Annotated in this window: 30 protein-coding genes and 2 tRNA genes; 16 read left to right on the forward strand and 16 right to left on the reverse strand. The window is 60.2% G+C overall.

Features of this window, described 5'->3' with window-relative positions; all coding sequences use genetic code 11:
• Positions 1-5 precede the first annotated feature (5 nt).
• Positions 6-938, reverse strand: a complete 933-nt coding sequence (gene petA, locus SynA1562_RS03180) for a cytochrome f (protein WP_186494720.1) — start codon at positions 936-938, stop codon at positions 6-8.
• A gap of 38 nt (positions 939-976) precedes the next feature.
• Entirely contained in the window at positions 977-1,513 is a 537-nt protein-coding gene (petC, locus tag SynA1562_RS03185; protein ID WP_006850760.1) for a cytochrome b6-f complex iron-sulfur subunit, read from the reverse strand.
• A 47-nt stretch (positions 1,514-1,560) separates the two neighbouring features.
• Between petC and SynA1562_RS03190 the strand changes: the two genes are divergently transcribed.
• Positions 1,561-1,977, forward strand: a complete 417-nt coding sequence (locus SynA1562_RS03190; RefSeq protein WP_186494721.1) for a DUF3067 family protein — start codon at positions 1,561-1,563, stop codon at positions 1,975-1,977.
• Here the strand turns inward: SynA1562_RS03190 and tatC are convergent.
• Entirely contained in the window at positions 1,958-2,662 is a 705-nt protein-coding gene (gene tatC / locus SynA1562_RS03195; protein ID WP_186495276.1) for a twin-arginine translocase subunit TatC, read from the reverse strand. The genes SynA1562_RS03190 and tatC overlap by 20 nt on opposite strands.
• Before the next feature lie 125 nt (positions 2,663-2,787).
• On the reverse strand, positions 2,788-4,467 hold the full coding sequence (locus SynA1562_RS03200; RefSeq protein WP_186495278.1) for an NFACT family protein: 1,680 nt from the start codon (positions 4,465-4,467) through the stop codon (positions 2,788-2,790).
• A gap of 86 nt (positions 4,468-4,553) precedes the next feature.
• Here SynA1562_RS03200 and gmk point away from each other — a divergent pair, with 86 nt between their 5' ends.
• Positions 4,554-5,111: a guanylate kinase gene (gmk, locus tag SynA1562_RS03205; protein WP_186495277.1), complete on the forward strand. Its 558-nt coding sequence runs from the start codon at positions 4,554-4,556 to the stop codon at positions 5,109-5,111.
• Between the two features lie 142 nt (positions 5,112-5,253).
• Here gmk and psaJ read toward each other — a convergent pair whose 3' ends face one another.
• Both psaJ and SynA1562_RS03215 read right to left on the reverse strand, forming a co-directional pair.
• Entirely contained in the window at positions 5,254-5,370 is a 117-nt protein-coding gene (gene psaJ / locus SynA1562_RS03210; RefSeq protein ID WP_006850741.1) for a photosystem I reaction center subunit IX, read from the reverse strand.
• A gap of 32 nt (positions 5,371-5,402) precedes the next feature.
• On the reverse strand, positions 5,403-5,879 hold the full coding sequence (locus tag SynA1562_RS03215) for a Photosystem I reaction center subunit III (RefSeq protein WP_186494722.1): 477 nt from the start codon (positions 5,877-5,879) through the stop codon (positions 5,403-5,405).
• A 77-nt stretch (positions 5,880-5,956) separates the two neighbouring features.
• Here SynA1562_RS03215 and tsaD point away from each other — a divergent pair, with 77 nt between their 5' ends.
• Positions 5,957-7,030, forward strand: a complete 1,074-nt coding sequence (gene tsaD, locus SynA1562_RS03220; RefSeq protein ID WP_186494723.1) for a tRNA (adenosine(37)-N6)-threonylcarbamoyltransferase complex transferase subunit TsaD — start codon at positions 5,957-5,959, stop codon at positions 7,028-7,030.
• 42 nt (positions 7,031-7,072) lie between these two features.
• The gene (locus tag SynA1562_RS03225) at positions 7,073-7,249 is read left to right on the forward strand and encodes a chlorophyll a/b-binding protein (protein ID WP_115010387.1); all 177 of its coding nucleotides are present in this window, start codon (positions 7,073-7,075) and stop codon (positions 7,247-7,249) included.
• Here the strand turns inward: SynA1562_RS03225 and SynA1562_RS03230 are convergent, their stop codons facing one another.
• Positions 7,250-8,440 (reverse strand): type IV pilus twitching motility protein PilT, encoded by a 1,191-nt coding sequence (locus SynA1562_RS03230; RefSeq protein WP_186495279.1) that lies wholly within the window; start codon positions 8,438-8,440, stop codon positions 7,250-7,252.
• Between the two features lie 97 nt (positions 8,441-8,537).
• On the opposite strand from SynA1562_RS03230, the gene wecB reads away from it, so the two are divergent.
• The 4 genes from wecB to SynA1562_RS03250 are packed head-to-tail and all read left to right on the forward strand — an operon-like array spanning position 8,538 to position 11,721.
• Positions 8,538-9,650, forward strand: coding sequence for a non-hydrolyzing UDP-N-acetylglucosamine 2-epimerase (gene wecB, locus SynA1562_RS03235; protein WP_186494725.1), 1,113 nt, complete (start codon positions 8,538-8,540; stop codon positions 9,648-9,650).
• Positions 9,619-10,221 carry a DUF1643 domain-containing protein gene (locus tag SynA1562_RS03240; RefSeq protein WP_186494726.1) on the forward strand — a complete coding sequence of 201 codons (603 nt, stop codon included), beginning with the start codon at positions 9,619-9,621 and terminating at the stop codon, positions 10,219-10,221. Before wecB ends, SynA1562_RS03240 begins: the two co-directional genes overlap by 32 nt.
• Positions 10,221-10,466, forward strand: coding sequence for a hypothetical protein (locus SynA1562_RS03245; RefSeq protein ID WP_115010390.1), 246 nt, complete (start codon positions 10,221-10,223; stop codon positions 10,464-10,466). The genes SynA1562_RS03240 and SynA1562_RS03245 overlap by 1 nt, the downstream gene beginning before the upstream one ends.
• Positions 10,456-11,721: a sodium:proton antiporter gene (locus SynA1562_RS03250; RefSeq protein WP_186494727.1), complete on the forward strand. Its 1,266-nt coding sequence runs from the start codon at positions 10,456-10,458 to the stop codon at positions 11,719-11,721. Before SynA1562_RS03245 ends, SynA1562_RS03250 begins: the two co-directional genes overlap by 11 nt.
• Here SynA1562_RS03250 and gltX read toward each other — a convergent pair.
• From gltX to SynA1562_RS03280, 6 genes are all read right to left on the reverse strand, one after another.
• The gene (gltX, locus tag SynA1562_RS03255) at positions 11,665-13,098 is read right to left on the reverse strand and encodes a glutamate--tRNA ligase (protein WP_186494728.1); all 1,434 of its coding nucleotides are present in this window, start codon (positions 13,096-13,098) and stop codon (positions 11,665-11,667) included. The genes SynA1562_RS03250 and gltX overlap by 57 nt on opposite strands.
• A 21-nt stretch (positions 13,099-13,119) precedes the next feature.
• Positions 13,120-13,193, reverse strand: a tRNA-Asp gene (locus SynA1562_RS03260).
• A 214-nt stretch (positions 13,194-13,407) separates the two neighbouring features.
• A complete protein-coding gene (locus SynA1562_RS03265) occupies positions 13,408-13,596 on the reverse strand; it encodes a hyperconserved protein Hcp (protein WP_006043540.1) in 189 nt (62 codons plus the stop codon).
• Between the two features lie 37 nt (positions 13,597-13,633).
• Positions 13,634-13,706, reverse strand: a tRNA-Trp gene (locus SynA1562_RS03270).
• Positions 13,707-13,766: 60 nt separating this feature from the next.
• A complete protein-coding gene (rplS, locus tag SynA1562_RS03275) occupies positions 13,767-14,243 on the reverse strand; it encodes a 50S ribosomal protein L19 (protein WP_186494729.1) in 477 nt (158 codons plus the stop codon).
• A 25-nt stretch (positions 14,244-14,268) separates the two neighbouring features.
• The gene (locus tag SynA1562_RS03280) at positions 14,269-14,556 is read right to left on the reverse strand and encodes a PepSY domain-containing protein (protein ID WP_186494730.1); all 288 of its coding nucleotides are present in this window, start codon (positions 14,554-14,556) and stop codon (positions 14,269-14,271) included.
• A 53-nt stretch (positions 14,557-14,609) separates the two neighbouring features.
• Here SynA1562_RS03280 and map point away from each other — a divergent pair, with 53 nt between their 5' ends.
• Entirely contained in the window at positions 14,610-15,455 is an 846-nt protein-coding gene (gene map / locus SynA1562_RS03285) for a type I methionyl aminopeptidase (protein WP_186494731.1), read from the forward strand.
• Here map and SynA1562_RS03290 read toward each other — a convergent pair.
• The gene (locus SynA1562_RS03290) at positions 15,436-16,173 is read right to left on the reverse strand and encodes an SDR family oxidoreductase (protein WP_186494732.1); all 738 of its coding nucleotides are present in this window, start codon (positions 16,171-16,173) and stop codon (positions 15,436-15,438) included. The genes map and SynA1562_RS03290 overlap by 20 nt on opposite strands.
• 36 nt (positions 16,174-16,209) lie before the next feature.
• Between SynA1562_RS03290 and ebsA the strand changes: the two genes are divergently transcribed.
• From ebsA to SynA1562_RS03305, 3 genes are read left to right on the forward strand one after another with little or no spacing between them, the layout of a single operon-like run.
• Positions 16,210-16,578 carry a type IV pilus biogenesis protein EbsA gene (ebsA, locus tag SynA1562_RS03295; protein WP_186494733.1) on the forward strand — a complete coding sequence of 123 codons (369 nt, stop codon included), beginning with the start codon at positions 16,210-16,212 and terminating at the stop codon, positions 16,576-16,578.
• 26 nt (positions 16,579-16,604) lie between these two features.
• Positions 16,605-17,702 carry a phosphotransacetylase family protein gene (locus SynA1562_RS03300; RefSeq protein WP_186494734.1) on the forward strand — a complete coding sequence of 366 codons (1,098 nt, stop codon included), beginning with the start codon at positions 16,605-16,607 and terminating at the stop codon, positions 17,700-17,702.
• A gap of 16 nt (positions 17,703-17,718) precedes the next feature.
• On the forward strand, positions 17,719-18,255 hold the full coding sequence (locus SynA1562_RS03305) for a DNA recombination-mediator protein A (protein WP_186494735.1): 537 nt from the start codon (positions 17,719-17,721) through the stop codon (positions 18,253-18,255).
• A 7-nt stretch (positions 18,256-18,262) separates the two neighbouring features.
• Here the strand turns inward: SynA1562_RS03305 and SynA1562_RS03310 are convergent, their stop codons facing one another.
• Positions 18,263-18,679, reverse strand: coding sequence for an MAPEG family protein (locus SynA1562_RS03310; RefSeq protein WP_186494736.1), 417 nt, complete (start codon positions 18,677-18,679; stop codon positions 18,263-18,265).
• Between the two features lie 99 nt (positions 18,680-18,778).
• Here SynA1562_RS03310 and SynA1562_RS03315 point away from each other — a divergent pair, with 99 nt between their 5' ends.
• Entirely contained in the window at positions 18,779-19,276 is a 498-nt protein-coding gene (locus tag SynA1562_RS03315) for a YajQ family cyclic di-GMP-binding protein (RefSeq protein ID WP_186494737.1), read from the forward strand.
• 151 nt (positions 19,277-19,427) lie between these two features.
• Positions 19,428-20,417, forward strand: a complete 990-nt coding sequence (locus SynA1562_RS03320; RefSeq protein WP_186494738.1) for a glycosyltransferase family 2 protein — start codon at positions 19,428-19,430, stop codon at positions 20,415-20,417.
• Between the two features lie 23 nt (positions 20,418-20,440).
• Here SynA1562_RS03320 and SynA1562_RS03325 read toward each other — a convergent pair whose 3' ends face one another.
• Complete coding sequence (locus SynA1562_RS03325; RefSeq protein WP_011363656.1) at positions 20,441-20,695, reverse strand: hypothetical protein; 255 nt, start codon at positions 20,693-20,695, stop codon at positions 20,441-20,443.
• A gap of 35 nt (positions 20,696-20,730) precedes the next feature.
• Between SynA1562_RS03325 and SynA1562_RS03330 the strand changes: the two genes are divergently transcribed.
• Together SynA1562_RS03330 and SynA1562_RS03335 are read left to right on the forward strand one after the other, a co-directional pair.
• Positions 20,731-21,123, forward strand: a complete 393-nt coding sequence (locus SynA1562_RS03330) for a phosphoribosyltransferase (protein WP_186494739.1) — start codon at positions 20,731-20,733, stop codon at positions 21,121-21,123.
• The gene (locus SynA1562_RS03335) at positions 21,123-21,593 is read left to right on the forward strand and encodes a nucleoside 2-deoxyribosyltransferase (RefSeq protein WP_186494740.1); all 471 of its coding nucleotides are present in this window, start codon (positions 21,123-21,125) and stop codon (positions 21,591-21,593) included. The genes SynA1562_RS03330 and SynA1562_RS03335 overlap by 1 nt, the downstream gene beginning before the upstream one ends.
• Positions 21,594-21,603 lie beyond the last annotated feature (10 nt).

The following is a 21,603-nucleotide window of genomic DNA, read 5'->3' on the forward strand; positions in this document are numbered from 1 at the left end:
AGCGATCAGACGCCCTCAGCTGCCTGAACCTTTTCGATCTGCCTCTTCTTCAGCACCAACATGATCTGAGCCAGAGCCACAGCCGCGAAGAAGGCGAGCAAGCCATAGATCCGAACAGGGTTCTGAAGAACGATCTCTGCGTCCACCTGGCCGAAGCCGCCCACGTTGGGGTCATTGGTCAGGGCAGCACCAGCTTCGATGGTGTCGCCAACGCTGACCAGAACCTCAGGACCCACGGGAATGGTCTCGCTCACGCTGCTGCCGTCAGCAGCCTTGATGCTGACCACGCTGGCGCCGTTGTCACCGGGTTCGATGGAGGCAATGGTGCCGCTGGCAGGAGAGGTATAGACAGAGTTGTTGCTCTTCTCGCCGGTCGGATACACCTGGCCACGGCCGCGGTTGCCACCCACGTGGATCTGGTATTTGCCGAAGTGGATGTTGCTGTCGGTGGCGGGGTCAGGAGAGAGAACAGGGAAGACGATCTCTTGATGCTCGTCACCAGGAATCGGTCCCACCAGCAGGATGTTTGGCTGCTCGTCGCTGTACTGGGTGAAATAGACCCCTTCGGTCTCTTCCTTTATCTCGTCGGTCCAGCGGTCCTGAGGAGCCAGGGTGAAGCCGTCAGGAAGCATGACAACAGCGCCCACCTGAAGGCCCACATCGCTGCCGTCAGCACCGATCTCCTGGAGCCCGTCCTCGTAGGGAACCTTGACGCTGGCGGTGAAGACGCTGTCGGGGAGGACCGATTGAGGAACTTCAGCCTGGGTCAGCTTTTTGGCCAGGTGGCAGTTGGCACAAACAATCTTGCCGGTGGCTTCCCGGGGGCTGTCGTAGTTCTGTTGAGCCCAGAAGGGGTAGGCCCAGCTGGCAGCTGGGGCAATCAGCAGAGCCAGTCCGATGACCAGTGATCCAAGGAAAAGCGAAAGGTGACGACGCATGGGACGGTGAGGGGATGCAGGCGTAGGGAAGGGAAAAATCAGGCCCACCAGGGCTTATCACCAGTTCGGAAGTCGGTCTCGGTCCACTGGCTCACGAACACGTTGTCGTTTTCCACGCTGACGTTGGCCAGGGCCAGAGAGAGAGGGGCAGGGCCACGAACCACCTTGCCGGTGGCGTCGTACTGACTGCCATGGCAAGGGCACATGAACTTGTTGGCACCGCTGTTCCAAGGAACGACGCAACCGAGGTGGGTGCAGATGGCGTTGATGCCGTAGCTGCCGATGGCGTCCTCGCCTTCGACGATCAGATAGGTGGGATCACCCTTGAGGCCCTGTACAAGGCTGCGATCGCCTTCGGGGTGGCTGGAGAGCCAACCACTGGCTGTGATGGGATTGCCCAGCTCATCTTTGGCACTGGTCCCACCGCCGCTGCCGGCGGCCTTGGGGGGAATGAAGTAGTTCGCCACCGGGTAGAGGGCTCCCAGGGCGACACCAGTGACGGAGCCGAACGTCAGCAGATTCATGAACTGCCGACGACCCATTCCGGGCACATCGCTCGAGGAAAGTTGGGTCATGGCGGACGTTCATCCAGCTCGGAATGGCGTCCATTATGGATGCTTAAGTGCCTGTCAAGCTTTGCAACGACTGGTGTCTTCCTGTCCCTGCCTCTTCTGCTTCTGTGCTTGAAATCGCCAGGCCCGTGCCCGAGCCGCCGCTCAGTATCGATGAGGTGATGGCCTGTCTACGCCAGCGCTGGCGGGCGACTTACGACCTTCAGCTCGTGGTTCGACGCCGTCGTTTGTACCTCCAGGTGATGTGGGCCTATCTCGAGCAACAGTCGTTTCCGATGGACCTTGAGGCCTATCGGCAGCATCTCGGTGAAGTGCTGGATGTTGTGAATCGTCTTGGTTTGGCGGGTGAAGTGCGCCAATGGATGGGTTCCACCCGTGACAAACCCCGTCTCGGCAAGGCGTTGAGTCTTCCGCTTGAGGCGACGGGGCCGGAGGCGGAAACGCTGATCAAGGAGTTTCTGGTCTGAAGGATTCGGTCAGGGCCACCAGACCGACGCCGATCAGGAACAGTGCCGTGATGGCTCCAGCCAGAAGCAACATCGTGATCGGATCTGTGGATGGCGTCAGCACAGCTCCAGCAAGGGCTGAACCCAATACAACCCAGCGCCAGGCCCCAAGCATCGGCCTCCAGCGCACTAGCCCCAGGGCCCCGAGGAGCAGCTGCAGCACAGGGAGCTGAAACGCCAGCCCGGTGGCCAGCATGAGCAGCAGAACAAAATCCAGATAGCGCTCGATTGACCAGAGCGGCTCCACCACATCGGCGCCGTAGCTCACCAGAAAACGCAGGGCGGCTGGTACTAAGGCCCACCAGGCAAAGGCCAGGCCCGCCATGAACAGCACTGCGGAGCCGGCGACGGCAGGGGCAATCAGGCGTCGTTCGCGGATCGTCAGACCCGGCAGCACGAAGGCCAGGATCTGGAACAGCACGTAGGGCAGGGCCAGGGTGAGGCCGGCGTAGCCGGCCACCTTGAGCGAGACGAACAGAAATTCACCCGGCGCAAGTTGAAGAAAATGAATGCCACTGGCTGGCGCTTCCAGCAGGCGCACAAGAGGTTTAACCCCCAGCAGGCAGGTCAGTGCTGCAATGACAACGGCCAGCAAGCTGCGCAGAACCCGTTGACGCAGTTCCTCAAGGTGATCCACCAGAGGCATCTCCACCTCATTGGGTAGATCGGCATCGCCAGGTGCCCTCCCAATGCGAATGGGTGGTGGTGGTTGCAGAGCTGGGGGACCTTCGGGGCGCTCAGACACGGACGCGGGTCGGGCGGCGCAACAGGTCAGCCCGAATGTGGGCTCAGGCTAGGGGCAAGCAGCCGCTCTTCCGCGCCCTGGGGATCCCCCCAGCGAATTTCAGCCTGGCCGTGGCGCACGGTGCCCGGGCCCGCACCGGGAATGCGCTGCAGCTGATCGGTGGGCACCATCACAACCGCCACCCGCGTGTTGCCCCGAGCGCGGCTGAAATAGGCCGCCAGATCCGTTGCCATTGCCAGGTCGGATTCCTCGGCCAGCCCGTTGGAACTCTTCAGCACCACATGGCTTCCTGGGCACTCCTGGGCGTGAAACCAGAGGTCACCACTGCGGGCTTGCCGCAGCGAGATCCAATCGTTCTGGCGGTGGTTCCGCCCCACCTGCACCTTGAGACCTCCCGGAGTGGTCAGTTCCAGCGGCTTGGGCTGGTCCTGTTGACGCTGCTGTCGCGTGGAGCGACGGCGTTCCTTGGGCTGCAACAGCTCATCGAGTTCCTCCCGCAGATCATTCAGGGCGGAGAGGCGCGCCGGGCTGTCCTGCCAGGTTGCGCTCAGTTGATCCTCGATGAAGGTTTCGCTCTCGCTGATCAGCTCAAGACGTTGCTGATGGTGCTCCAGCCGCTGCTCGAGGATCGGGCGCGATCTCCGCAGTTTTTTGGCCCGGCGATAGAGCGACTGGGCTTCATCGACCTGGTCGCGGCTTGGATTGCCGAGGCAGAGGAGAGCGTCCGCCTGGCGTTGAAGGGTTTCGTGCCCATCGGTAGCGCTCAGGCGCTGGTGTTGGTCTTCCTGGGCGGCCTGTTCTTTGCTGCGCCAACGCTCCAGGCGTTGACGCAGGTCATGGCTGACCCGTGCCAGGGCCCGTTGCTCTTGGCAGTGCTGGTGCAGGGATCCCAGCGTGAGAGCCAGAGCGGGTTGTGGATGCACCTCGCCACGGGGAGATCCCCAGACCCGGTAGCGACCGTCGTTCTCCACCACGAGGGCGAACTGCTCACGCTCGAGCTGGTCCAACCAGAGCGACCAGCGCTCAAAGAGATGGCTCCAGTGGCGTGCATCCAGGCTGTCCACCAGGGTGTTCACGTGGTCACCGGCGAGCTGTAGAGCCAGGGCTGGGCTGATCCCCTGATAGGTCTGCTGCAGGGCCTTGCGCAGAGGGACCGGAACGAGAGAAAGCCGCTCCTTCCAGCGTTCAAAGCCCTCCGTTCGATCCGGTGCCAACCCCTGCAGCATCGGTGGTGGGCTGTAGGAATCACCGGTGGAGAGAGGGCGCACGCGGGACTGATGGTCCCGGACCTGTCGCCCCAGGGCAATGATGCGGCGCTGCTCATCGAGCAGCAGCAGGTTGCTGTGCCGTCCCATCAGCTCCAGCACGAGAACCCGCTGGATCGGTTCCCCAGGGCGTTGGGCAAACCGGAATTCCACCACCCGTTCAAAGCCGCTCTGGTGGAGCTCCACCAGTGCCAGTTGGCGGAGGCTGTGTTGCAACTGTTGGGCGAAGGTGCTGCCGCTGCCGCTGCGCGGGGGAGGGTTGACCTCCACCAGCCGAGGTGCGTCGGCTTGCCAGCTCAGTTCCAGCCACACCATCCCCTCGAGGCTGCGGCATCCCAGTTGAATCGTTGCCGGGTCCGGTTGTTGGGCCTTCTCGAAGCGGCTGGGCAACAGCTTCGGCCGCAGATCCCAGAGCACCGCGCGAAGCGTGGTGAGATCCATTGGCTGCAGGCTGGTGGAAGCGTTCACCTGGAGCACCGGGCGGGGCAATGGGGCTTCCTACTCTGCTGACCCACGCAGACGCCGCGATGTCCACCAGTGGAAAACTCACCTTGATCACCGGCCCCAGTGGCGTCGGCAAGGGAACCCTGGTGAACCAACTGCTGGAACGGCATCCCCAGATCTGGCTGTCGGTGTCGGCCACCACCCGTTCGCCGCGCCAGGGGGAGCAGGACGGCATCAACTACTTCTTCCACAGCCGTGCGGGGTTTGAGGCTTTGGTGGAGCAGGGAGGTTTTCTGGAGTGGGCGGAATTTGCGGGGAATTGCTACGGCACCCCCCGAGGTCCCGTTGAGCAAAAGATGGTGGCGGGGCGCCCCGTGCTGCTGGAGATTGAGCTGGAAGGTGCCCGTCAGGTGCGTCGCAGTTTTCCGGACGGTTTTCAGATTTTTCTGGCGCCCCCCAGCTTTGAAGAGTTGGAGCGCCGGATTCGGGGGCGCGGAACCGATTCAGAGGACGCCATTCAGCGCCGCCTGACTCGCGCTCGCGAAGAACTCGAGGCCCAACAGGAATTCGACGCTGTCGTGATCAATGACGATCTCGAATCCGCGTTGAACCAAGTGGAGACCCTGATGGGGCTGGGATGACGCGGAGCTGAGCTTCGCAACACCGATCGAGGCAACACCGATCGAGGCAACACCGATCGAGGCAACATTGATCGGCAACGTGGTGCAGGCACAAAAAAAGGGAACCCGAAGGTTCCCTTGGCTGTTGAAGATCACCCCAGATTCACATCGGGTGGAAGAGGAGATCGGGGAAGAAGCGGTTCCACTCGATCAGGATTCCTGCGGTGGCGGTGAACCAGATGGCTGCAACCACTGGAGCTGCGGTCAGAAACTTGTTCATTGTTGAGGGAGCAATGGTTGAAGTCGTCGGAATCAGCGTGGTGAAACGGTCACCTTGCTGTCGTCTTCGAGCAGCTTGCCGCTGGTGAATTCACCGAAAGCAGCCAGTGGCCAGGTGGCAGCAGCCAGAAGGCTCTTGATGGCGATGCTGCGATCGATGAAGATTTCGTATTGGGCAGCATTCTTGCCGCGAGTTGCTTTCAGGTACTCACGACCGGCCCAGCCGATGCAGCCGGCGATGTACAGGAACATGATGCCGGGATAGACAAAATCACCGGCATGGCTCCAGCGGCCATCGACGATCAGGTGGGGAAGGCCATCCTCACCACAGGAGGCCTGGCTGTACATCTCGAAGCGAGCTTTGGCCTGAGGCGTGGTGGCAGCGGCAGCACGTTGCTGGAAGCGGGCACTTTCTGAGCAGGGTGTGAGGCCAGCCACATCCGCCTTGGCGACGGGGGCGAAGCCGAACACCAGGAGTGCTGAAAGCACGACGGCGAAGAGACGACGCATCGGAACAATTCCTCTGAACGGTGCCCCGAAAGGGCAATATGTCACAAGTCGGACAGTAGGGGAGGCGCATCGCTTCGATGCATGCAGTGCTTGCCCTCGAAACAAGTTGTGACGAGTCCGCTGCAGCGGTCCTGCGCCGTCACGCTGATGGGCGAATCGACGTTCTGGCGTCGCGGATTGCATCTCAGGTTGAGGAGCATGCCCGTTGGGGTGGTGTGGTGCCCGAAATCGCTTCGCGCCGGCACGTTGAGGCCCTGCCGGGGCTGGTGGAGGCCGTGGTTGACGAGGCGGGCGTCGCTCTGGGGCAGCTGGATGCCATTGCGGCCACGATCACTCCAGGTCTGGCCGGGGCTCTGATGGTGGCCTCAGTGACCGGCCGAACCCTTGCCGCGCTTCATCAGCGCCCCTTCCTCGGCGTTCATCACCTCGAGGGTCATCTGGCCTCGGTGATGCTTGGAGATGCTCCACCGCAAGCTCCTTATCTGGTGTTGCTTGTGAGTGGGGGGCACACCGAGCTGATTCTTGTGGCTGAGGACGGCGGGATGACGCGGCTCGGCCGAAGCCATGACGATGCCGCTGGAGAGGCTTTCGACAAGGTGGCCCGCCTGCTCGGTTTGGGATATCCCGGAGGTCCTGCCATCCAGGCTGTAGCCGAAACGGGTGATGCAACGCGCTTTCGCCTGCCCAAGGGGCGGATTTCATTGCCGGGCGGCGGTTTTCACCCCTACGACTTTTCCTTCAGTGGTCTGAAGACCGCCATGCTCCGCACCGTGGAAACCCTGCGGCAGACCACCGATCCGCTGCCTCTTGCCGACCTGGCCGCCAGTTTCGAACAGGTGGTGGCTGATGTTCTGGTGCAGCGCAGCCTTCGCTGTGCCGCAGACCATGGTGTTCAGCAACTGGTGATGGTCGGCGGTGTCGCCGCGAACCGTCGCTTGCGCCAAAGCATGCTCGAACAGGGAAAGCAGCGGGGCATAGCGGTTTCCATCGCTCCGCTGGCCTTCTGCACCGACAACGCCGCCATGATCGGAGCTGCGGCCTTGATGCGTCTGGGCCAGAACGCCGCTTGCACCTCTCTTGAATCAGGCGTTGCAGCCCGCTGGCCTCTGGATCAGGCCAATGCGCTTTACACACCAGACCCACCCTTTTAGGAAAGCCTTTTAGGCTTGAACGCACTGTTCGGTCTCTGCGTCGTGGACCAACCGGAAACCAGATCAGATGCTCCAGAGCCCGTTGAGGCTGATGAGCTGAACGCCTGGAAGCGTGGCTTCACCCCACAGGCCGAAATCTGGAATGGCCGTCTGGCGATGATCGGCCTTTCCGCAGGCATCGCTGTTGTTCTGTTGGTGCGAGTGTTCAGCGGTGGCTGATCAGCTTCGGCCCCGCAGGGCCTGAGCCAGCTCGTTGGGCTTGAGGCTGACGGCCACCGCTTGATCGCCGTCAATTCGATCCGCCTCCACCAGGGCCAGCAGCGATTGATTGGTGGTCACCATCCCATCGAATCCACTGCGTTCCATGATTTCCTCCACCTCATCGAGCGCCCCCCGCTGGATGTAGTCCTTGCAGGCATCGGTGTTGATCAGGATGTCGTGATACGCAGCCCGTTTTCCATCTGTTGTCTTGATCAAGCCCTGGGCGATCACCCCCAGCAGCGACTTGGATAACGAACGGCGAACACTCTCCTGCTCTTCAGGCGGATACATGCCGAGGACCCGTTCCACGGTTTTCACAGCTGAATTGGTGTGCAGCGTCCCGAACACCAGGTGGCCGGTCTGGGCCGCTTCAAGGGCCGTGGAGAGGGTTTCCTGATCCCGGATTTCGCCCACCAGAATCACATCGGGATCTTCCCGCAGGGCTGCCCTCAGGGCGTTGTGGAACTTGAGAGTGTGCGACCCCACTTCCCGGTGCCGGATGAGGGATTTGCGGCTCTCATGCACGAACTCGACGGGATCCTCGATCGTGAGGATGTGGCGTGCCTCATTGCGGTTGATCCAATCGATCATCGCCGCCAGGGTTGTGCTCTTGCCAGACCCTGTCGGTCCGGTGACCAGGATCAGTCCCTTCGGCCGGGCGGCGAGGCTCTGCAGCACGCTGGGGAGATGCAGCTGCTCCATGGTGAGGATCGTCTGCGGAATGAGGCGCAGCACCATGGCCGGGCCTCGCAGGGAATCCATCAGGTTGATGCGCACGCGCACGAAGGGGAAGGCATGGGAGCCGTCAAATTCCTTGTCGCGGTTGAAGCCATCGATCTGCTGTGGCGTCAGGATTTCCTGGAGCCATCCCTGAAAGACCTCGGCGTGGGTGACCGGCCATTCCGTGCCTTGCATGTCTCCCCGGGCCCGGTAGCGCGGGACTTCCCCCACTCCGAGGTAGACATCGGAATGGCCTGCATCATGGGCGATTCGCACGATCTCCTCGAGGCTTGGAGAGCCAGAACCATGCGCAGCGGCCCTGGGCGCCGGGTTGTGAACCTCCCGAGATCGTCCTGAACTTTGGCCGGAGGTTGGGCGCGGCGGGAAGCTGGGGGGGAAACCGGCTGAGCCACGTTGATGGCAAGGGATCTGTCTTCAGGATCGTCTCGATGCTGGAACTGGCAAGGATTTCTCACTGTTCTCTCCGGGTTGACGCCCGTAAACTCCAGCGGTCCGTCTGGATGGAATGGCTGAACAGCCCCGCGTCACGATCGTTCTGGGAACGCGTCCGGAGGCGATCAAGCTGGCTCCGGTCATCCGGACGTTTCAAGCCTGTGATGCATTGCAGACCCGTGTTGTCCTGACCGGTCAGCACCGCGAGATGGTGGGTCAGGTGATGGATCTGTTCCATCTCCAAGCGGATCAGGATCTCAATCTGATGGCCCCCCGGCAGACCCTGACCCATGTCACCTGTGCTGCGCTGCAGGGGCTGCGGGAAGACTTTCAGGCCTATCCACCGCAATTGGTCCTGGTGCAGGGCGACACCACTACGGCGTTTGCCGCTGGTTTGGCTGCGTTTTACGAGCAGATCCCGGTTGGTCATGTGGAGGCCGGTCTGCGCACCGACAATCTTTTGGATCCCTTCCCGGAGGAAGCCAACCGCCGGCTCCTCTCCCAGATCGCGACCCTTCATTTCGCGCCGACGCTCAAGGCCGAATCCAACCTGAAAGCATCCGGTGTGGTCGGGGAGATCGCCGTGACCGGTAACACCGTGATAGATGCGTTGTTGTTGATGGCGGAATCGGCACCGGATGTTCGGTTTGATGGCCTCGACTGGGACCAACAGAGGGTGATCCTCGCCACGGTGCATCGCCGTGAAAACTGGGGTGAGCGGCTAAATGACATCGCTGCAGGAATGCTGCAGGTGCTTGAGCGCTTTCCCGACACAGCGCTGCTGCTGCCGATGCACCGCAACCCGACGGTGCGTGAACCGCTGCAGGCCCTGCTTGGAAGCCATCCCCGTGTCGTTCTGACCGAACCTCTCGACTACGACCGTCTCGTTGCAGCGATGAAAGGCTGCTCCCTGTTGCTCACCGACTCCGGTGGTCTCCAGGAGGAAGCCCCTGCGCTCGGCAAACCCGTGCTGGTTCTGCGGCGCACCACAGAGCGGCCGGAGGCCGTTGATGCGGGAACGGCCCGGCTGGTGGGTACCGATCCCGATGTGATCCTGGAAGAGACCTCTCGGCTGTTTGGGGATGCCACGGCCTATCAAGAGATGTCCCGCGCCGTTAACCCCTTCGGCGATGGTCACGCGAGCGAACGCATCCTTGAGCTTTGTCGCCGACAGCTCGGCGTCTGAAGCGTCCCTCAGCAGCGATGGCTGCTACCGCTGGTGGCTGCGGCGCCGCCTGGGTACGGGCGAAGGGTGTCTGTTTTTCGTGGGTCTGAATCCCTCGAGAGCAGATGGCCAGCACGATGACCCGACCCTGCGCCGTTTGATCGGCTTCGCCAGGCATTGGGGATATCGGGAGTTGCTGGTGCTGAATCTGTTCGCCCGGATGTCGCCGTCTCCGGCGGCGCTGCTGCGGGTCAAGGACCCCATCGGAGGGCTTAACGACGCGATCTTGAACCGCTGGTTCAACCACTGGTCCCGGACCTCTGGGGTCGATCTCTGGTGTGGATGGGGGGCGAATGGGGCGCGATGGGACCGGACTCAGCTGGTTCTTGGAAACATTCAGCGTTTGCTCCCGCAACGCCGACGCTCCGTTCCCGACTCGCCTCATCCGCTGATGCTGGGGCAGACGGCCTCGGGGCAACCGCGCCATCCGCTTTATGCCCCGCGCAACACCTGTCTTCGCCCTTTTCTCTGGGCAGACCCGGAACCGATCCGTCATCCTGTGGGGACCTTGACGGATGTCCTTCCTCGCTGATGTCCCGTACGCCCCGCCGTTACGCCGTCCATCTCCACCTTGTGGGAGGCCAAACCGAACGGGTGTTTTTTCCGAAACTCGAGACCTTTCAGGAGTGGTACCAAGGGGTTGTTAATGCCGAGAACCAGGGCGGTTTCGTCAACGTTCCCCTCAGTGATCTGGAAGGCGAGTATCTGGTCGTACGCCCCCAAGCCGTGATCGGCGTGCGCGTGGAACCTCAGTTCTCCTCTGTCGATGACGCCTGAGCGTCTGGGCCTCCTCTGGGGCGTCACGGTCTCCTCGGGTGCTGCGGCCCGTTTTTTGGCGGCCAAGTCGGAATTTCCTGGGGTGGTGTTGCTGCTCCTGTCGGGGCTGCTGATCGGCCGCTCTGGTCTGGGTTGGGTGGAACCCCTTGATCTCGGCTCAGGGCTTGGAACTGTTGTGGGTCTTCTCGTCAGCCTGGTGTTGTTCGACGGCGGCCTGAATCTGCGTCTGCCTGGGGACACGATCAAGGCCACGGTGCAGCGCATCGCAGTCCTGCGTCTGTTGATCTCCCTGGGAGGCGGACTGTTGGCGGCCCATTGGCTTGCCGGCCTCAGCTGGTCGCTTGCGGCTGTGTTCAGTGCCATCGTGCTGGCTACGGGGCCAACGGTGGTCACACCACTGGTGCGTCAGATTCGGCTTGCACCACCTCTGGGCGAAGTCCTGGAGGCTGAAGGTCTGGTGCTTGAGCCGATCGGCGCCGTTTTAGCCCTGCTGCTGTTGGAGCTTGTCCTTGGCAACCTGCACGGCTGGCGTGAGGTGATGCTCGGCCTGCTGTATCGATTGGGCGGTGGTGTGCTGATTGGCGCGAGCGTCGGCTGGCTGCTGTCTGAGCTGCTGCGACGGCTAAAACCAGATCAGTTGAAGGGACTGCCGCTTCAGCTCAGTCTGGGTTTGCTGTTTCTGATGTACGGCGTCAGTGAGTGGCTGCTGCCGGAATCCGCCCTGCCTGCTTCGGTGGCGGCGGGAATCGTTGTCGGTCGACGTCCAGGCCCCCACACCGCTGAATTGGATGGCCTGATTCAGGAACTGGCGCAGTTGGCGATCACGATGCTGTTTCCGCTGCTGGCTGCTGACGTTTCCTGGGCTGAACTCAGTCCGCTGGGGTGGGGCGGCATCCTTTGCGTGCTGTCGTTGATGCTCGTGGTGCGTCCGATCGGCGTGGGTTTGGCCACCATCGGGTTGCCCTACAAGCTTGAGCAACGGCTCTTTCTGGGTTGGCTTGCGCCGCGAGGCATCGTCACCGCAGCGGTGGCCTCTCTTTTCGCGATTCGTTTGGAGCAGGCCGGCATCCTGGGGGCAGGACGCCTTCAGGGGTTGGTGTTCCTAACCATCCTGATGACCGTTGGCCTCCAGGGCCTCACGGCCCAGCCGTTGGCTCGGGCTCTTGGCCTGGTCGAAGCCGACGATGACGAGCCTGCCTCAGCCGAGGCAGCGGCGCAGTCGCGGCAGGTCCTCACCGATTCGGGCCAGCAATGACCATGTGGTGATCAGATCAGGCCCTTGAAGGCGCCCCAGCAGAGCGGCCCGCAGGGATTTCATCACCACCCCTTTCTTCACACCGGCTGCTTTGGCGGCATCCCCCAGCCAAGCCTTGGCTTGATCGACGTCGTTGCCATCCCAAGGGTTGTTCTCGAGCCGTTGAAGCAGGTCGGCCATGGCCGCTTTGGCTCCTTCGATCCCGAGTTGCTTGAGCGCATCCTCCTGGAGCTCCGGACGATCAAAGAACGGTTCCGCCTGATCGACGCCATCTTTGAGCAGGGTGAGGGAGGGGCCCAGCAAGGCGCAGAGGTCCAGGCACCAGCTCTTGTCGCTGGTAGGAGTCCAACCGCGTTCGGCCCAGAGGGGCGTCAGCTCCTCAAGAAGATGGTCCGCCGTCCAGCCGTGCAGAACCTGGGCATTCAGCCAGTTGAGCTTGTCCCAGTCGAAACGCGCCCCGGCTTTGTTGACGCGATCGAAACCAAAGACGGCTGCGGCCTCACGCAAGCTGAACCGTTCCTCCATGCCCTCCGGCACGGACCACCCCAACAACGTCATGTAGTTGGCGATGGCGTCAGGGGTGTAGCCCATGGCGCGGAAATCGTTGATGGAGGTCACCCCATCCCGTTTGGAAAGCTTGCGTCCCTCGGCATTGAGGATGAGGGGAGCGTGGGCAAAGGTCGGCAAGGGCAGGCCAAGCGCTTCGTAGAGGAGCAGTTGCTTAGCGGTGTTGGCAATGTGATCTTCACCGCGGATCACATGGGTGATTTCCATTGCGGCGTCATCCACCACCACAACAAGGTTGTAGAGGGGGTCGCCGATTTGATCCGCCGGAGCACGACGGGCGATCACCATGTCACCGCCAAGGTCAGCCCCCCGCCAGCTCATGGCCCCACGCACCAGATCATTCCAGCGAATTTCGGCAGCGTCATCAATGCGGAAGCGGATCACCGCTTCACGGCCTTCGGCCTGAAACGCCTGCTCCTGCTCGTGCGTCAGAATTCTGTGGCGGTTGTCGTAGCGCGGCGCTTGATTGGCCGCTTTCTGCGCATCGCGCATGGCCGTGAGTTCCGTTTCGCTGGCATAGCAGCGGTAGGCCAATCCCCGATCGAGCAGGGTCTGGATCGCTTCACGATGCTGCGCCACCCGTTCGCTCTGGATGACGGGTTGCTCGTCCCAGTTGATCCCGAGCCACTGCAAGCCTTCGAGAATATTCTGGGTGTACTCGGGTTTGGACCGCTCCTTGTCGGTGTCTTCAATCCGCAGCACAAACGCCCCTTGCTCGTGCTTGGCATAAAGCCAATTGAAAACAGCGGTTCGCGCCGTTCCAATATGAAGCGTGCCCGTCGGGCTGGGGGCCAATCGAACGCGCACCATCGTGGCTTTTGGTGGTGAGAACGGGACCGACGGGATTCGAACCCGCAACTTCCGCCGTGACAGGGCGGTGCTCTAACCGGTTGAACTACGGTCCCAGATCTGATTCAGAACTCGCGAGACGCGCTCCGAAGAATCTGATCTGTGTCGCCTGCGCGACCTGATCAGTATCAACTGTTGCCCTGCCCTCCGTCAACAACTGAGGGTGGATCCTCCCTGTTTTGTCATCAGTGTGATGCCAAAAAAAATTCCCGGTGACATGGTCGCCGGGAATTGAGGGAAGCATCGGTTTATCACCGAGTTCTCAATGAATCAGGGACGGAATCCTGCAGGCTCAATGAGTCGAACCTGATTGCCGCGGGCAGTGAATTCACGACCTTGATCGCTTTGTACGACCACACGGCCGCCGGACTTGACGCGTATCACTCGGGCGCGGACCCAGCCGAGGGCGGCTGACTCCAACACCTTCACAACATCACCAGGTTGAAGATCCAACTCCATGCTCAGAACCGGGAAACTGCACGAGGGGAACATCGGACGCGCCGTGGAGGACTCGAACCCCCGACATCAGGTTTTGGAGACCTGCGTTCTACCAACTGAACTAACGGCGCAAGGCGATGTACCCCTCAGCCAACGTTGAAGTTGGCAACTGATTGAACGAGGTCGAAACCTCAGCGATCGAAGCGCTGCTTCACGCGGGTGGCCTTGCCCACCCGTTCCCGCAGATAGAAAAGCTTCGCCCTGCGCACTTTACCGCGCCGTTCCACCTTGATGGAAGCCACCTGGGGGCTGTGCAGCATGAACACCCGCTCAACGCCGATGCCCTGGAAAATTCGGCGCACGGTGATGGTCTGGTTGAGACCGCCATGGCGCTTGGAAATCACCACGCCCTCGTAGGGCTGAACGCGCTCCTTGTTGCCCTCGCTGATGCGAACACCAACGCGCACGGTGTCTCCCACATAGATCTCAGGAAGATCATCCTTCTGCTGAGACGACTCAAAGGAGCGAATCAGAGCTTCGGGGCTCAGTTTCTTGGCAGGAGCACTGGAAGCCTTGCTGGACTTCGCCGCTGTGGCCTCTGGTGCTGCTTCCACAGCCGTTTCGGTGTTCTCGTCGGTCACCGCTGTGTCCTTCGAATCGGCTGCCATCCCAGCTCCGCGTTGTATCGCCAAACTACGAGTGTACCTTTCGACGCCATCGCTCTATAAGAAGCACCATCCCTGTGATCAGCATCCACAGCAGGCCGATGGCGTTGAGAAGAACAACCATCGGTTCCAGCATGGAACCGAGCCATTCCCCTTCATGCACCACCATTAACCAGTGAACCTGTTCCCGACTGGCTCCGAACCAGTCCCGGGCCAGGCGGTAACTGACACCTGAGAACACCGTCACCAGCAAAGGCGCCAGAACAAAAGGTGCAACGCTCCGATGCAGTTCACGCAAGCGCACAAGCAGCGACATGACCGGCATCAATTCGGTTGCTGTTGATAGCGTGACGGATATTGGGTTGAGTCATGAATCTGTTTGCTGATCTTCTGGCATCCACCCAGGCAGCGCAGGGGCAGGTGACGGCGACCGGTCCGCGCATTCAGAAGCGTCGCGGTGTTGAGATCAAATCAGCCCGTGAAGTGAAGATCATGCGCCAGGCCAGCCACATCGTCGCCACCGTGCTGCGCGAGGTGATGGGAATGGTGGAGCCCGGCCAGACGACGGGAGATATTGATGCCTATGCCGAAAAACGCATCCGCGAAATGGGGGCGACCCCAAGTTTCAAGGGCTATCACGGTTTTCCGGCGAGCATCTGCGCCAGCATCAACAACGAAGTGGTGCATGGCATTCCCAGCCCGAAGCGTGTGATCCGCCAGGGCGATCTTCTTAAGGTGGATACCGGCGCCTACTTCGAGGGCTACCACGGCGATAGCTGCATCACGATCTGCGTTGGAGACGCGCCCCAAGAAGCACAGACCCTGAGCCGCGTTGCTAAAGCAGCCTTGATGGCTGGCCTGAGCCAGGTCAAAGCAGGCAACACCTTGCTGGACATCGCTGGAGCCGTTGAAGACCACGTCAAGGCCAACGGTTTCAGTGTTGTGGAGGACTACACCGGCCACGGAGTTGGCAGGAACCTTCACGAAGAGCCTTCCGTGTTCAATTTCCGTACCGATGAGCTTCCCAACGTCACCCTGCGTCCTGGCATGACCCTGGCGATTGAGCCCATCCTCAATGCCGGCAGCAAGGCATGCCGCACCCTGCGGGACCAGTGGACCGTTGTGACCCGCGATGGCTCTCTCTCGGCGCAGTGGGAGCACACCGTTCTGGTGACGAGTGATGGATGTGAAATCCTCACCGATCGGGGCGACTGAGGATTCGGCTGTAGACCCGCCGTCCAAGCTCGGTGAGAGGCATCAAGACATAGGTCAGGGGGTTTGGCGTCACGATCACCAGGCGAAATCCCCAGCTCGCCTGGCGCAGCACCTGACCTGCGACGAAATCAGCGCCCATCACCCCGATCGGATTGAGCGATGAGCGAAAGGGACCCAGCACCAGCTTGCGCAGAATCAGGGCCTCCCGGCCTGAGGCATCAAGCACAGCGCCGCGGATGCTCACCAGTTGTCCAAGCATCCTCTTGGTGAGCTCGTAAATAGGACTCAAAGCAGGCTGGATTTCAGCCTCCGAGGTGTTGACCCACACCTCCTTCGGGCTGCCCTGCGGCGATGCTCTGCTGATGGCCTCAAATCGCTGCATCAGCCGCCAGCTGCTCAAGGTGTTGATCTCCAGCGCCTGATTGATCACATCGGGGCTTTGACCGCCTTGAGGATTGATTCCGTGATTCAGGATCAGAACATCGATCTCCGCGAGATCCTCATCCAGGCTGGCTTCGTCTCCGCAGCTCCAGCTCACCCAGCGGTGTGGACCCTCCGGTTGCTTTGGCGGAGTGGAACCGTGGGTGAAACCGGTCACGTGGGCGCCTGCGGCACGGAAGCAACGGGCCAGGGCTGCGCCAAGGGCTCCACGAGCGCCTGTGATGCCGATCCGTTTGCCGTGGAAAGGGGACTGGGCCATGGGGCCAGCTTGGGGCATCCTTGAAATGAGCGGAGCAAGAGTCGAGCACCAGCTGTGTCAGATGCCGCCCAACTGGTTCTGTTTGCTCCCTACTGCGGTGGCGTCAAGCGCGAGCAGGATCTCTCCGCAGCGCTTCAGATCCTGGGGCGTGGCGCACTGCAGGGGCGGCGTCCGGTGGCCGGAAGCGATGGACACCCTTACGAACTCCGCTGGAATGGGGTTGCTGCACCGATGGAGAGGCTGGACTGCCAACTTTGTTTTCCCGGTCATCCCGAGGGGAATGTTGATTTCGCCGTCACCACCCATCAGCTGGTGACCTGGCTCATGGATTGTTCCCATCTCCAACCACCGGAGCCTGATCTGCCCGATGGGTTCTGGCAGTGGTTGTTGATCGAGCGCGGAGATGCGCCAGAACAGGCCTAGATTCGGCAATCTCAGGCATCACCTCCATGGGAACGACACTGTTGATCGGATCGTGTGAGCCGTTCAGTGGGAAGTCAGCTCTCGTCCTTGGAATTGCTCAGCAGCTTGCCCGTTCCGGACAGCAGATCAGGTTCGGAAAGCCCCTGGCCACAAGCCTGGATTGGGATCCGAACCAGGGGCCGTTGCCTCAACCGCTCATCGATGACGACGTTCGCTTTGTTGGTGAAACGCTGAATCTGCCGCCTGAGCGTCTGATTCCTTCGATGCATCTGCTGTCGCCGACAACAGCTGCCCAGCGCCTTGGCCAGGGCGAGTTGGACGCTGGCCAAGGTTTCGCGGAGCTGCGCCAGCACATTCAGGCTGATGACGGACTCACCCTCCTGGAATGTGCTGGAAGCCTCCAGGAGGGATTGTTGTATGGCCTCAGCCTTCCGCAGCTGGCCACAGGTCTGGATGCCAAGGTCGTCTTGGTGCACCTCTGGCAGGACAGCCGCAGCGTCGACGCACTGTTGGCGGCCAAACAGATCCTGGACGACCGTCTGGTTGGAGTGGTGCTGAACGCTGTCACGCCAGAGGAGGTCGAAAGCTTGGAGCGACAGGTGGTTCCTGCCTTGCAGGGGCTGGGCTTGCAGGTGTTCGGTGTCATGCCCCGTTCCCCTTTGCTGCGCAGCGTCACCGTCGGCGAGTTGGTGCGGCGGCTGAATGCCCGGGTGATTTGCTGCCAGGAACGGCAAGAACTGCTGGTGGAAACCCTGAGCATCGGCGCGATGAATGTGAATTCGGCCATGGAGTTCTTCCGAAAACGACGCAACATGGCTGTAGTGACGGGGGCGGATCGCACCGACATCCAGTTGGCCGCTCTGGAGGCCTCAACCCAATGTCTAATTCTCACTGGCGCTGGTGAACCTCTTCCTCAATTGATCAATCGCGCGGAAGAATTGGACGTGCCTTTGCTCAAGGTCGAGCACGACACTCTGGCCACGGTGGGGGTGATTGAGCAGGCCTTCGGCCATGTGCGCCTGCATGAAGCTGTGAAGGCCACCTATGCCTTCCGTCTTGTGGAAGAGCACTGCAAGCTCGATCAACTCTTCAGTGCATTGAATCTGACGGTTCAGCACGCCTGATGGTTGCTAACTTCCGATGAAATCAGGCGGCAAGTTTTCCTTGGGTAAGTCACTGGATCTGCCGGCTCTTGATCGGGTTGACACGCTTGCGCAGGAACTCGCTCTTCTGCAGGACAAAAGCCAACGAAGGATCGCCCTCCTCGGTAGCCGCCATGTGCCCGTTGTGGCGGTTCATCTGATCGAATTGGTGGCCCGCTCATTGGTGCAGGAAGGCCATTCTCTGATCACATCCGGATCTCAGGGGGTGAATGCCGCAGTGATTCGCGGGTGTCTTGAGGTGGATCCCTCCAAACTCACCGTGCTCTTGCCCCAGAGCCTCGATCGGCAGGTGCCTGAAATCAGAGATCTTCTGGATCGGGTGTTGCACCTTGTGGACAAGCCCGAGCAGGACGACCTGCCCCTGCCGATGGCCAGCAGTTTGTGCAATCAAGAGATCATCAACCGCTGTGATCAGTTGATCTGTCTCGCATTTCACGACAGTGAAACCCTGCTGGCGAGTGCACGAACTGCTGAGGACATGGGGAAGGTGGTGAGCCTTCTGTATTTCGACTGATCAGCTATCAGCCGGCGGCGCTGATCACAGCCCGCAGTCCCTCCACGTAGCAGATGCCTACGGCAGTCACCCCCGCAGCCCAGCAGAGTCCCCTCAGGGGAGGCACGTTGCCGACATAGGCGAACAGATAAATGAAACGGATCCCCGGCCAGATCCACGCTGCCGCGATCGCCGTCGGGCTGCTGACTCCGCTGATCAGACACAACAGCATGGCCGGTGCTCCCAGGGTCAGTGCTTCCCAGCTGTTTTCCTGTGCCCACACGGCGCGCTGCCCGAAGGCTGGCAGCCGTTCAAACATCGCCCGAGGCGCCTGAAGATCAGCCATGGTGAAATCTGCTTTGGCTCGTCCGGCTCCGGTGAGCACGATGCTCACCATGACGACGGCTCCCATCAGGCAGAGGGCCCAAGCAAACGCAGGAGTCATGACATCCAATTAATCTCCGGGACCCTAACGGGTTCGGGTGAACCTCACCCTGCTGGAGATCGACGGGTTTCTAAACTGGAGGATCGACAGGTTTGCAAAATGGCCAGCACTTATTCCTTCGATGTGGTCTCTGACTTTGATCGTCAGGAGCTGGTGAACACCCTTGATCAGGTGCGTCGTGATGTTGGCAACCGTTATGACCTCAAGGATTCCGGCACCGAGATCGATCTTGAGGAAACGGAGCTGGTGATCACCACGGCCAGTGATATGACGCTTCAGGCGGTGGAGGATGTGCTGCGAACCAAAGCGACCAAACGCAACCTATCCCTCAAGATTTTTGATTTTCAAACACCTGAAACCGTCGGAGGCAATCGGGTGAAGCAAGTGGTGAAGCTGCGTAAGGGCCTCAGTCAGGAGATTGCGAAGAAGTTGAGCAAGATGGTGCGCGATGAGCTCAAAAAGGTGACGGTGGCGATCCAGGGAGAAAGTGTGCGGATCACGGGCAAGAGCAAAGATGATCTCCAGGCCGCGATTCAGCTCGTCAAGAGTAAGGAGGATGAGCTTGATGTTCCTCTGCAGTTTGAGAACTATCGCTGATGAGGAGATTGCAAGATTTTGCTTTGGGTGATGCAAGCCAAAAGCCTGTCTTGATGATGCCTCTGAAATTGTGAGTTCCTGCCAAAAATCCAGCGCTGAACATGTTTGGTTCAGGTGTTTTTGGTAATTTAAATGAAAATCTTTGGTTTAAGTGAGCAGCTTTGCCATCGCGGTTCGTGTTTTTGATGGTGAGGCTCCCTATCTCCAGTCTTTCATTGATCACCACCGCCGCTTGGGGGTTGATGCTTTTTATCCGGTGCTCGCTCCGGGGGCTGCGCCACTATGCCGAGAAATTTTTGCGCGTAACGGTATCGGTGTCCACGAGTCTGACGGGCAGAGGATCAGCTCTGTTCAGGATCTAATTCGTGAAGATTATGTCGCTGTTGTTGATGCTGATGAATATCTGCATCCCGGCTTATTCGACTTTCTTGTTGAAGAAAAAGTTGAATCATTGTCGATGCCATGGCGGCTAACAGCGTCACTGGATGACAACTTCTTTGAGTCCAGTCAAAAGAAATTTTTTGTTTTTCCTCAGGTTAAGTCGATCGTTAAAACATCTGCTCTGAAGTTGCTTCGTCTTCATGAGTCCAATACCAATGGATCTGGGAGGAGACTGGGGATTGCTCAGGGACAGCACTTTCCTGTGCAGCACTATTACCTTCGCGGTCTTGATGACCTGCTGCTGAAAGAGGGTGGTGTTGTGAAGCGAACCCTGGCGCAGAGTTCGGGGCGAAAGCCAGTCAACCTCAGCGGGAATGCTGAATCATTGGATTTCCCTAGCCGTCATGCTCGTGTCGCTTATCTGCTGAAGATTCTTGATTCCGTTTCTCCGCAGGCTGACCCGTACGGCATGTCATTGGATCGTTCGATGTTGGATCGTCTTCGGGCCAATGTTGAGGGTGATCCTGAGGTCGCCAAGCAAGCGTTGCGCGACAGTGTTGTGAAGATCCAAAGGGTTTATCGGAATCGCACGATCCGTTGTGAAATCAACGCAATGCAACAGCTGCTTGCTCATGATCCGCGCAAGATCAGTTATCAAAAAAGGGTGCTGAAATTGCTCCGGCAGGATTTTCAGTTTCGTCGCTCATGGTTGGGACGTCTAGAAAAAGCACGTGACTCCCTGTTGATGCCTTGGAGTTGAGCCGCATGGGTCAGGGGCGATGCTCAGCTGATCGGTTCCCGGGCCCGACGAGCATCGATGATCCTCGCCAGCTCCAGCACATAGCCCGCGGTGCACCAGCGTCCATGACTGCGGGATCGGTTTTCAGGGTCCGATCGGATCTCAGCCGTCTCGGCCATCAGTAGATCCAGGTCGTCCTGCGGCAGGTCATAAAGCTCCTGCAACTCCAGTTCCCGGTTGAGCAGATGGCTGCGAAACCATTTGCGGTTTTGTTCCTGGGGCGGGATGTCTCGGCTCAAGGGGGATCACAGCGTGGATGTGTCATTCTCCGGCTATGCAGGTACTGAGCTGGGCCCAATTCGATCAGGCGGTGCAGCAGTTGGCTTCACGCTTTGCCGGTTCTGCGGTGACCGGCGTTTATGGGGTTCCCCGTGGAGGGCTGTGCCTTGCCGTAGCCCTCAGCCATGCCATCGATCGACCCTTGCTCTCAGCACCTGAGCCATCAGCCCTGATTGTGGATGATGTCTATGAAACCGGTCGCACCTTGCAGGCGTTGAAAGTTCAGGTGCCGCAGGCATCCTTTGCTGTTTGGGTCAGCAAGGTGAGTCCTGATTGGTGGGTGGCAGCCGAGGTTGCCGAGTCGTCGGAATGGATGGTGTTTCCTTGGGAGAACCTTGAACAGGCCCGTGCCGATGAGCAGGCGTACCGCTCTTCCCGGGGCCTGTGATGAACAACAGCGCACGCACGATTTATCTGGCGTCTCCTTACGGCTTTTCGGAGCAATGGAAGCGGCTGTTATTGCCGGAGTTCATTGGGGCATTGGAAGCCCTGGGATTGGAGGTCTGGGAGCCTTTTGCTCGCAATGGTCAGGTGAACCTGGCGGAACCGGGATGGGCCTATCGCGTCGCGCAGCGTGATCTACAGGATGTGCGTGATGCCGATGCGATGTTCGCCATTGTGAATGGAACGCCTCCCGATGAAGGGGTCATGGTGGAGCTTGGTGCCGCCATTGCCCTGGGTAAACCCACTTTCCTGTTTCGGGATGATTTCCGCAGGTGCACCGATTCCGAGCAGTATCCGCTCAACCTGATGGTGTTTGCCGGTCTCCCTGAGCGGGAGTGGCAGAAGTACGTCTACAGCGATGTGTCTGATATCAATGATCCCCACAAAGCCTTGGCCTGTTGGGCGCGATCCTGATTTTCGGTTG

The sequence above is a fragment of the Synechococcus sp. A15-62 genome (assembly GCF_014280075.1).
GTDB lineage: Bacteria > Cyanobacteriota > Cyanobacteriia > PCC-6307 > Cyanobiaceae > Parasynechococcus.